The sequence below is a fragment of the Mesorhizobium sp. BR1-1-3 genome (assembly GCF_020165455.1).
In the GTDB taxonomy this organism is placed as follows: Bacteria; Pseudomonadota; Alphaproteobacteria; order Rhizobiales; family Rhizobiaceae; genus Mesorhizobium; species Mesorhizobium ciceri.
The window spans coordinates 267,214-277,081 of sequence record NZ_JAIUIC010000009.1; the positions used below are offsets into that span (position 1 = coordinate 267,214).

Below are 9,868 nucleotides of genomic sequence, written 5' to 3' on the forward strand. Positions count from 1 at the left end.
CACGCTCACGTTGCCGTGAGCGGTCGAAGGACAAATGCGTCAGCCGGCCATGAGTTTCGTAACGTTGCGTTTCCGCATGTAACATCGTCTGGTTCATTTGCGATTGCCGCTCAGGCCGTAGCGAACTAACAGCATGTGCCGAAACACCGATCGAACAGAAGAGCGCCAGGGGCTGTCATGACCGAAAAATGGGATTTCTGGATCGACCGCGGCGGCACATTCACCGATATCATCGGCCGAGATCCGGAAGGCGGGCTGCACCCGCGCAAGCTTCTCTCCGAAAATCCCGAAGCCTATAACGATGCCGCCATCCAGGGCATTCGCGACCTTCTTGGCTTGTCGGCCGGCGACACGATCCCGAGCGGCCTGATCGGCGACATCAAGATGGGCACCACGGTCGCCACAAATGCGCTGCTGGAGCGCAAGGGCGACCGCGTGCTTTTGCTCATCACCAAGGGCTTCCGCGATGCGCTGAAGATCGCCTACCAGGCGCGCCCGGACATCTTCGCCAAGGAGATCATCCTTCCCGAACAGCTCTACGAGCGCGTCATCGAAATCAACGAGCGTGTGCGCGCCGATGGCTGCGTCGAACAATTGCTCGATATCGCCGCCTGCCGGCCGGCGATCGAACAGGCCAGGGCCGATGGCATCGATGCGGTCGCCATCGTCTTCATGCACGCCTGGAAATACCCCGAGCACGAGAAGGCCGTGGCGAAAGTCTGCCGCAAACTCGGTTTCAGCCAGGTCTCGGTCAGCCATGAGGTCTCGCCGCTGATCAAGCTGGTCGGCCGCGGCGACACCGCGGTGGTCGACGCCTATTTGTCGCCGATCCTGTCGCGCTATGTGCAAAGGGTGGCGGGAGAGTTGGGTGCGGCGCCAAGCTCCCCCCTTGTGGGGGAGAGCGATCAATTTCCCCGCCTGATGTTCATGATGTCGTCGGGCGGTCTCACCGCCGCCGACATGTTCCAGGGCAAGGACGCACTGCTGTCAGGACCAGCCGGCGGCGTCGTCGGCATGGTCGAGACGGCCAGGCTCGCCGGCTTCGACAAGGTCATCGGTTTCGACATGGGCGGCACCTCGACCGACGTCGCTCACTATGACGGCGAATATGAGCGCGCCTTCGACACCGAGGTCGCCGGCGTGCGCATCCGCGCGCCGATGATGCGCATTCATACCGTCGCCGCCGGCGGCGGCTCGATCCTGCACTACGAGGCCGGCCGCTTCCGGGCCGGGCCGGATTCGGCTGGCGCCAATCCCGGCCCGGCAGCCTACCGGCGCGGCGGCCCGCTCGCCGTCACCGACGCCAATGTGATGCTGGGCAAGCTGCAGCCCGATTTCTTCCCGGCCATTTTCGGACCCGGCCAGGACCAGACGCTCGACGTCGAGACGGTACGGGCAAAATTCGCCGCACTCGCCGCCGAAATCGGCGACGGCCGGTCGCCCGAGACTGTCGCCGAGGGCTTCGTCACCATCGCCGTCGAAAACATGGCCAATGCTATCAAGAAGATCTCCGTGCAGCGCGGCTACGACGTCACCGAATATCTCTTGAACTGTTTTGGCGGCGCCGGCGGCCAGCACGCTTGCCTGGTCGCCGATGCGCTCGGCATGGAAGCGGTGCTGATCCATCCCTTCTCAGGTCTTCTGTCGGCCTATGGCATCGGCCTGTCCTCGGTCTTTGCCTCGCGCCAGCAGGCGCTGCTGAAACCGCTTGCCGAAGAGTCCAGAACGGAGATCGGCAACCTCATTGCCATCTTGAGAAAAGCCGTTGTCGCCGAACTCGCGGCGCAAGGCATCGGCGAGGATACGGTCGCCACGAAGCCGGTGCTGCACATTCGCTACGACGGCACCGACACGACACTGCCGGTGAATTTCGAGGCGGATTCGATTTTCCAGGCCAGGCGCGATTTTGAAATCGCCCACAAGGCGCAGTTCGGTTTCGTCTATGACGACAAGCCGATGATCGTCGAGACCGTCGGCGTCGAAGGCACCGACACCGGCGGCACTGGGCGCGACGAAACTGAATCGCGAACCGAAGACCTTGCCGTAAGCCCTTCACAGACCCGCGAAATCTTCACCGAGGGAGAGTGCCGCACTTCACCCATCTTCCGCCGCGAGGCGCTGAAGCCGGGAAACAGGGTTGCGGGACCTGCCTTGATTATCGAGCCGAACCAGACAATCGTCATCGAGCCGGGCTGGCTGGCCGAAATCACCGCCAGGAACCATGTGCTCCTGCGCCGCGTCGAGAAAAAGCGCCGGCAGGCAGCGCTCGGCACCGAGGCCGATCCGGTCATGCTGGAGGTCTTCAACAACCTCTTCATGTCGATCGCCGAGCAGATGGGCGTCACGCTGCAGAACACCGCCTATTCCGTCAACATCAAGGAACGGCTGGATTTTTCCTGCGCCGTCTTCGACCGTACCGGCGCGCTGGTCGCCAATGCGCCGCACATGCCGGTGCATCTCGGCTCGATGGACCGCTCGGTCGAAACCATCATCCGGCTGAATTCCGGCGACATCCACCCCGGCGACGTCTTTGCCCTCAACGCACCCTATAATGGCGGCACGCATCTGCCGGACATCACTGTCGTGACGCCGGTCTTCGATGATGCCAAGGAAAGAATCCTGTTCTGGGCCGCCTCGCGCGGCCATCACGCCGATATCGGCGGCACGGCACCCGGCTCGATGACGCCGCTCGCCACCACGGTCGACGAGGAAGGCGTGCTGTTCGACAATTTCCGCATCGTCGACCGTGGCCGCTTCCGCGAGAAGGAGCTGGAAACGCTGCTCACCGATCACCGCTATCCGGCCCGCAATCCGCACCAGAACATCGCCGACCTCAAGGCGCAGATCGCCGCCAACGAGAAGGGCGTAGCCGAACTGCGCAAGATGGTCGCCCATTTCGGCCTCGATGTCGTCGAGGCCTATATGGGCCATGTCCAGGACAATGCCGCCGAAAGCGTGCGCCGCGTGCTGGAGCGGCTGCCGGATAGTTCTGAGTACGAATACCCGACCGACACCGGCCAGATCATCAAGGTGAAGATCACGGTCGACCGGCAAAAGCGCGAGGCGACGGTAGACTTCACCGGCACCTCGCCGGTGATGAAGAACAATTTCAACGCGCCCGAGCCGGTGGCCCGCGCCGCCGTGCTCTACGCCTTCCGCGTCATGGTCGAGGATATGATCCCGATGAATGCCGGGTGCCTGCGGCCCATCAACATCATCATTCCCGATGGCTGCATGCTGAAACCCGCCTACCCCGCCGCCGTCGTCGCCGGCAATGTCGAGACCTCGCAGCATGTCACCAACGCGCTGTTCGGCGCCATGGGCGCCATGGCCAACGCCCAAGGCACGATGAACAACCTGACCTTCGGCAACAAGACGTATCAATATTACGAGACGATCTGCTCCGGCTCGCCGGCCGGCCAGATGAACTCGGGCCGCGGCTTTGCCGGCACCTCCGGCGTCCACACCCACATGACCAATTCGCGCCTCACCGATCCCGAAGTGCTGGAGCTGCGCTTTCCCGTTCTGCTCGAGGATTTCCACATCCGGAAAGATTCCGGCGGCAAGGGCAGATGGAGCGCCGGCGACGGCACCAAACGCACCATCCGCTTCCTCGAAAAGATGGAATGCGCGATCCTGTCCTCGCACCGCAACCGGCCGCCGCAAGGGCTGGACGGAGGCGGCGACGGCGAGGTCGGCTCGACCAAGATCCGCCGCAAGGACGGCACGATCGACCTGCTGAAAGCCTGCGACCAGACCGTGCTGCAGGCAGGAGACGCCGTCATCCTGACGACGCCGACGCCGGGGGGATTTGGCCGGCGATGACCTCGCCCCCGGGCTGCTAGCCGGCTGCTGTCATCCATCTGTCATCGCCGAGCGCTACCCGCTTGCGGCAAAGCAAATGGGGAATCACTTTGCCATGACGGACGTTTCCGCAGATCTGGTTTTTCGCCGCGGCAAGGAAGTTGGAAAGGCCGTCTATCAGAACCGCCCGCTGTCGAAGGCCGGCATTTCGGAGCGGCTGTTCGCCTTCCTGTTCTCCGGCCTCGTCTATCCGCAGATCTGGGAAGACCCCGATGTCGACATGGAGGCGATGCAGCTTGGCCAGGGCCACCGCGTCGTCACTATCGCCTCCGGCGGCTGCAACATCCTGGCCTACCTCACGCGCTCGCCGGCCCGGGTCGACGCCGTCGACCTCAACACCGCGCACATCGCGCTGAACCGCATGAAGCTGGAGGCGGTGCGCCATTTGCCATCGCAGGGCGACCTGTTCCGCTTCTTCGGCGCCGCCGACACCAGCCACAATTCGAGAGCGTATGACCGTTTCATCGCGCCGCATCTCGATCCTGTCAGCCGTCACTACTGGGAGCGCCGCAACTGGCGCGGCCGCCGTAGGATCACTGTGTTCGACCGCAATTTCTACCAGACCGGCCTGCTCGGCCTGTTCATCGCCATGGGCCATCGCACGGGAAAATTCTTCGGCGTCGACCCAGCCGGCATCATGCAGGCCAGGAACATCGGCGAGCAGCGCCGCTTCTTCAACGAGGAGTTGGCGCCGGTCTTCGACAACAAGCTTTTGAGATGGGCGACGTCGCGCAAGGCTTCACTGTTCGGCCTCGGCATTCCACCGGCGCAGTACGATTCGCTGATCACTTCTGGCGACGGCACCATGGCCAGCGTGCTGAAAGCCCGGCTGGAAAAACTCGCTTGCGATTTTCCGCTGGAGAATAACTACTTCGCCTGGCAGGCCTTTGCCCGCCGCTATCCGAACCCCGGCGAGGCCGCCCTGCCCGCCTATCTCGAAAAGCAGAATTACGAAACCATCCGCGGCAATGTCGGCCGCGTCGCCATCCACCATGCCAATCTGATCGAGTTTCTCGCCGGCAAGGATGCAGGCGCGGTCGACCGCTTCGTTCTGCTCGACGCACAGGACTGGATGACCGACGATCAGCTCAACGCGCTGTGGGCGGAAATCACCCGCACGGCTTCGGCCGGCGCCCGCGTCATCTTCCGCACCGCCGCCGAGCCCAGCCTGCTGCCGGGTCGCGTCTCCAGTTCGCTGCTCGACCAATGGGACTATCAGGACCAGGCTTCGCGGGAATTTTCGGCCCGCGACCGCTCGGCCATCTATGGCGGCTTCCATCTCTACGTAAAGCGCGCGGCATGAGCACCAGCGAGCTGCCGGCCAGCCCCGAATTCAAGGCCAATCATGCCGAACTGATGGACGGCGTCTACCGCTGGCAGCGCCACATCTACGACCTGACCCGCAAATACTACCTGCTCGGCCGCGACCCAATGATCTCGGGGCTCGACGTGCCTGTCGGTGGCACCGTGCTGGAACTCGGCTGCGGCACCGGCCGCAACGTCATCCTCGCCGCCCGTCACTATCCCGACGCGCGCTTTTTCGGCCTCGATATTTCGGCCGAAATGCTGGAGACGGCCGGAAAGGCGATCGACCGCGAGGGCCTGTCCGGTCGCGTCATATTGGCTAGGGGCGATGCCACTGATTTCGATGCCTGTGCACTTTTCGGCGTCGAACGCTTCGATCGTGTCTTCGTGTCCTATTCGCTGTCGATGATCCCCGGCTGGGAAAAAACAGTATCGGCGGCACTTGCCGCCCTGTCGCCGAACGGTTCGCTGCACATCGTCGATTTCGGCCAGCAGGAAGGCCTGCCCGGCTGGTTCCGCGCACTGCTGCGCGGCTGGCTGAAAAAATTCCACGTCGCGCCGCGTGAATCGCTGCGCGAAGTGCTGGAATCGGAATCTCGGCGAACCGGCGCAAGCTTCCGTTTCCGCACGCTTTATCGCGGCTACGCCTGGCTGGCGGTTATCGGGCCGCGCGGCTAGCCAAGGTGAAACCGCCATTTGCAGGCCGACCTCACCTGAATGTCAATGCACCTTAATGGAGTGCCTTCACCAACGCCCCCACCATCGTCTGCGGCCGATAGCCAAGCTTGGCAGGCGTCAGCCCCAGCCGCACCACCACCAACTGCTCCGAGGGAATGATGGCAACCGTCTGCCCGTCATGGCCTTCCATCCAGTACGTGTCCTTGGGCAGGCCTGCCGCGACGCCGGCGCCGGGGTTTTCCTCATCGCCCGGGGCCTCGATCCACAATTGGCCCTTGCCGTAGACCTTCGAGGCGGATGCCGGCTCTCGCATCCAGTCGACGAAACCGGCCGGCAGGATCTGGTTGCCGTTCCACACCCCGCCTTGCAGCAGGAACTGGCCGAAGCGCGCCCAGTCATGCGCGGTCGCGTAGAGATAGGACGAGCCGACGAAGGTGCCCTGCTCGTCCGTTTCAAGCACCGCGCTGTGCATGCCGAGCGGCTCGAATAGCGCCGTGCGCGGCCACGTCAGCGCCCTGGCCTTGTCGCCGACCGCGTCCTGCCAGAGGCGCGACAGCATCACCGCCGTGCCGCTCGAATAGGAAAACTGTTTGCCGACCTCTGCAGCCAGCGGCTTGGATTCGGCAAAGCCCGCCATGTCAGGTTCGAGATAGAGCATGCGCGTGACGTCGGCGACGTCGCCATAATCCTCGTTGAACTCCAGCCCGCTCGACATCGCCATCATGTCGGCAAGGCTGATCGCGGCGCGGCCGTCCGCCTTCCACGGGGCAAACAGGTTTTTGTTGTCGAAAGCCATCTTGCCGTCCTTGACCAACGTACCGACGATGGCGGCATTCACCGTTTTGGTCATCGACCAGCCGAGCAGCGGCGTCCTGGCGGAAAAGCCATCGCCGTAGCGCTCGGCGACGACACGGCCATTCTTGACCACCACCACCGCGCGCATGCCGGTGCCGATCAGCGCCGCATCGTCCAGCAGCTTGGCAACAACCGGATCCTGTGATGCCTCGACCCGTTCGCCTTGCGGCCACAGGTCGCCCATGGTGACTGCCGAGGGCCCCGCTTGGATCGCGGTCCGCCGCACCTTTCCTACGTCGCCGTCCGGAACCGAAGCGCAGCCAAGCCCGTCGCGGGCTACGGCGACGCTCTTGCCGAGGAAACCGAACAGGCCGGCAGACACCGTTCCCCTGTTCTTGTCCACCGAAACCCGCATTAACCGCAGCAGGGGATGCCCGGGTGCCTGCACGTCGACGGCCAGCACCTCATTGGGATCGCGGCCGGCGATAAAAACGTTCGAACAGACGATCTTGGCCGAGTAGCCCGAGCCAACCCTGATCAACTCCGGTGGCGCGATATAAAGCCAGGCAAAAAGTGCTGCGATCACTAGGACGATCAGGCCAAGCAGCCATTTGACGATCTTGACCACGATCCGCATTTATTTCCTCCGGGCCCTGCGCGACCCTTATGTCATCGATTTGCCGCCATTGCTTCCGCAAATCACAATGCTTGTCGAGCGTCATCAACGGATTATCAACCATGATCGGCGATCACAGGATATGCTGAGCGATGCTGTGGGGCGATCGTTCGGAGGGGGCCCGATCACAAAGCAGGCCAACAGTGTAAAGACCCATCAGCGACCGGCTGAATCCGGCTCGGGAATTGCGATGCGCCGTCTTGCGGGCCTGATCATGCTAGCGCTGCTTGGTGCTTGCTCGACCGTCGACGATCTCTCGCCGCTGTCGCCATCCGCTTCGAGCAGCCCGACGGTTACCGTGCGCGCGCCGCGCTTTGCCGACTCCAAGCCGCATGAATGGGAGAGCGGCGCGCCGTGGAACTATGCCGTCCACGGCACCGATGTTTCCAAATACCAGACCTCGGTCGACTGGCCGGCTGCCAGGGCGAGCGGCATCTCCTTCGCCTTCATCAAGGCGACCGAGGGCGGCGACCGTTTCGACGAGTATTTCAGCGAGCATTGGGCGCGCACGAAGGCCAACGGGATTCCGCGAGCCGCCTATCATTTCTATTATTTCTGCACCCCGGCCGCCGTTCAGGCGCGCTGGTTCATCCGCAACGTCCCCGTCGATCGCTCGGCGATGCCGCCGGTCCTCGACATGGAATGGAACCCGCAATCGCCGACCTGCAGGCTGCGTCCCGACGCCGCCACGGTGCGCGCGGAGATGACCACCTTCCTCGAAATCGTCGAACGCCATTACGGCAAGAAGCCGATCATCTACACTTCCGTCGACTTCTTCGACGACAACGGGCTGTCAGGGTTCCGCGGCTATCCCTACTGGCTGCGTTCCGTCGCCGGCCATCCGCGTGAGAAATACGGCAGCCACCCCTTCACCTTCTGGCAGTACACCGGAACCGGCATCGTTCCCGGCATGACCGGCAAGTCCGACATCAACGTCTTCAACGGCAGCGAAGCCGCCTGGAACAAATGGCTGCGGCAGAACACCCGTTGACGTCAGGTTCAACGGCAGCACCGCCCTGGATCAAAAGCACTCCAGCAGAGCTTCCGTTGAACCGGTTTAACGGCAGCACCGCCCTGGATCAAATCACTCCAGCAGAGCTTCCGTTGAACCGGTGCAACGGCAGCACTGCCCTGCATCAAATCACTCCAGCAGAGAAGCTGCCGCAGAACACCGTTGACACCGGGCCTGCCGCCTGCTTTTCGACACAGCCAGCGATAAAGAGTGCAACCGCCGGTAATTCAGGGCGTTGGGCTTCCCGGGGGGGAGCACAACAAATGACCCCCTGTTCGTTTCGAAAGGAAGCTGATGCGACTGCGTTCCAAAGTCCTCGCGGCTGCGCTGACCCTGTGCGCCACGGCCTTGCCGGCGATGGCGCAGGAATGCGGCGGCGACTTCGAATCCTGGAAGCAGGGCGTCGCCGCGGAAGCCAAGGCGGCCGGCGTAGGTGCAGTGGGTCTCGACGCCCTTGAAGCGGCAACCTTAGATGACAAGGTGTTGGCGCGCGACCGCGCCCAGGGCGTCTTCACCCAAACCTTTGTCGAGTTTTCCAACCGGATGATCTCGGCCTATCGCCTGAAGCAAGGTGCGGCGAACATGAAGAAATACGCGGATGTCTTCGCCCGCGCCGACCAGCAGTTCGGCGTCCAGGCGCCGATCATCGCCGCCTTCTGGGCGCTGGAGACCGATTTCGGCGCCGTGCAGGGCGACTTCCACACGCTGAGCGCCTTGGTGACGCTTTCCCATGATTGCCGCCGGCCGCAGCTCTTCCGGCAACAGCTGGTGCCGCTTCTGGAACTGATCGATCGCGGCGTGCTGCCGGCCGATGTCAGGGGCGCCTGGGCCGGCGAGATCGGCCAGACGCAGATCCTGCCCTCCGACTATCTGGCACGCGGCGTCGACGGCGACGGCGACGGCAAGATCGACCTGCGCGGCAGCGTGCCTGATGTGATCATGACCACTGCCAACAAGGTGCTGTCGCGCGGCTGGAAACGCGACCAGCCCTGGATCCAGGAAGTCCGCGTGCCCGAAGACATGCCGTGGGATCAGACCGGTCGCACCAACAAGCTGCCGCTGTCGCAGTGGGCGCAATGGGGCGTCACCTACCCCAGCGGCGCGCCGCTGGTCGATAACGGCCTGAAAGCAGGCCTCGCGCTGCCGATGGGCCGCAAGGGGCCAGCCTTCCTCGCCTACGACAATTTCGACGTTTATCTCGAATGGAATCAGTCCTTCACCTATGCGCTGACGGCAGCCAACCTTGCCGCACGGCTGGCAGGCGCGCCGCCGCTGGACCCGCGCAATCCCGAGACCGGTCTCAACAATGAGCAGATGAAGGCATTGCAGACCAAGCTGGAAGCCAAGGGCTACGATGTCGGCACCGTCGACGGCATTTTGGGTACCAACACCCGCGAGGCGATCCGCAAGGAGCAGACGCGGCTAGGTTTGCCGGTGGATGGCTGGCCGACGCCGGAGCTGTTGGGAAAATTATAGGGCAATAGGGCAAATTAGCCCGAAGCAGTGACTGCCGCCACCCCTATTCCCCTATTCCCCTA

6 protein-coding genes are annotated in these 9,868 nt (G+C 63.4%); 5 read left to right on the top strand and 1 reads right to left on the bottom strand.

Annotated elements, in window-relative coordinates; translation table 11 throughout:
• Positions 1 to 177: 177 nt before the first annotated feature.
• From LB559_RS21320 to LB559_RS21330, 3 genes are all read left to right on the top strand, one after another.
• A complete protein-coding gene (locus LB559_RS21320) occupies positions 178 to 3,825 on the top strand; it encodes a hydantoinase B/oxoprolinase family protein (protein WP_224674907.1) in 3,648 nt (1,215 codons plus the stop codon).
• Between the two features lie 94 nt (positions 3,826 to 3,919).
• Positions 3,920 to 5,167 carry a DUF3419 family protein gene (locus tag LB559_RS21325; RefSeq protein WP_224674908.1) on the top strand — a complete coding sequence of 416 codons (1,248 nt, stop codon included), beginning with the start codon at positions 3,920 to 3,922 and terminating at the stop codon, positions 5,165 to 5,167.
• On the top strand, positions 5,164 to 5,847 hold the full coding sequence (locus LB559_RS21330) for a class I SAM-dependent methyltransferase (protein WP_224674909.1): 684 nt from the start codon (positions 5,164 to 5,166) through the stop codon (positions 5,845 to 5,847). Before LB559_RS21325 ends, LB559_RS21330 begins: the two co-directional genes overlap by 4 nt.
• Before the next feature lie 52 nt (positions 5,848 to 5,899).
• Here the strand turns inward: LB559_RS21330 and LB559_RS21335 are convergent, their stop codons facing one another.
• Complete coding sequence (locus tag LB559_RS21335) at positions 5,900 to 7,279, bottom strand: serine hydrolase domain-containing protein (RefSeq protein ID WP_224674910.1); 1,380 nt, start codon at positions 7,277 to 7,279, stop codon at positions 5,900 to 5,902.
• Between the two features lie 229 nt (positions 7,280 to 7,508).
• On the opposite strand from LB559_RS21335, the gene LB559_RS21340 reads away from it, so the two are divergent.
• Positions 7,509 to 8,309 (top strand): GH25 family lysozyme, encoded by an 801-nt coding sequence (locus LB559_RS21340; protein ID WP_224674911.1) that lies wholly within the window; start codon positions 7,509 to 7,511, stop codon positions 8,307 to 8,309.
• Positions 8,310 to 8,624: 315 nt separating this feature from the next.
• Entirely contained in the window at positions 8,625 to 9,806 is a 1,182-nt protein-coding gene (locus LB559_RS21345; protein WP_224674912.1) for a lytic murein transglycosylase, read from the top strand.
• The last annotated feature ends 62 nt before the right edge of the window (positions 9,807 to 9,868 follow it).